The sequence below is a fragment of the Enterobacter sp. PP-008-ECC_S150 genome (assembly GCF_045257065.1).
GTDB classification, from domain to species: Bacteria; Pseudomonadota; Gammaproteobacteria; order Enterobacterales; family Enterobacteriaceae; genus Enterobacter; species Enterobacter chengduensis.
Genome location: NZ_JBJHHG010000070.1, coordinates 1 through 1,064 on the forward strand (window position 1 = coordinate 1; position 1,064 = coordinate 1,064).

The 1,064-nt window shown below is 47.3% G+C and carries 2 pseudogenes; one reads left to right on the plus strand and one right to left on the minus strand.

The features are described from left to right. A pseudogene (locus ACJBF3_RS26045) lies at positions 1-869 on the plus strand (hypothetical protein); the annotation flags it as partial. Between the two features lie 96 nt (positions 870-965). Here ACJBF3_RS26045 and ACJBF3_RS26050 read toward each other — a convergent pair. After that, positions 966-1,064 (minus strand): annotated as a pseudogene (locus ACJBF3_RS26050) (DinI family protein); the annotation flags it as partial.

The window sequence follows — 1,064 nt, forward strand, 5'->3', positions numbered from 1 at the left end:
TAACCATTCCTGGCATCGGTAAACTGGCACAGAAAGGTACCAATGGTGCTCTCCCGATTGAGCAGGGCGGTACCGGGGAAACAACGGCAGCGGGTGCCCGTGCTGGAATTGGACTTAAAAACGGGTTCCCTATTGCAGAATACAACGCTACAAATGAAACGGTTATAGATAATTTAGTTGCGAAAATGCGCGGTTTTAGTCTGGCCACAATTCAAAATAGTGGGCAAATGACAGGGGAATTTTATGAAATTCCACAGTCTGCTCCAACTTTATGGGTAGGAGCAAATGACACCTGGTTTCTGATGAGTGTTCATTATCTCACTCGTGGTATTCGTATTATGTCTGGGTATGGTACTGCCGGGGTAACTACAACAAGGCTTCTACTTGATAATCTTACAACGACAGTAGATGCGAATGGTTTCATTAAGAAAGCCTCTCCCATAGCCAGGCTTACAGACAATCCTGAAATTATGCCAGCAAGTTTTCTGGAGGATTTTCAGCTGTCAGGATATGCGGGTACGAACTGTGAAGCTGAAGGGGTGACAGCTGAAAAGCTATCGACAGGAGTCTATGAGGTTCGCGGAGCAAAAGGACTGTGTAGCGAAGGATGGACACTGGAAGTTCCACAGGATGAAAACGGGAATCGTTTGTGTTTTGTCACCACGGAAACATCAGAAAATGGAACAGTCACAGTTCACGTCTTCAAACGTCGTTTCGATATTGATAGTGCAATGATAGTCGCAGGTGAGCCTATGGATATTCCGTCTGGACGCTGGATAGATCTGCGTCTAGAAATGCCAGAAAACAGCGCCTGGAATCAACGCCATAAAGAGGCGATGGAAAAAGAGCCTCAGGAGCCAGCTTCGTGAAGAAAGCCGCCGCCCGTCATATGCAAGAACGGGCGACGGCTGGTTTGCTGAGTGTTCATGCCCGAGCAAACATCGGGAATATTATCCGAACAAGATTTACAGGCCAACCTGGCGAACAGTCGGGAACTCTGAAACCAACCACATATCGGATTCTTCGAACATTTCCTCCAGCATGCGGTTCAGTTTTTCGCGATC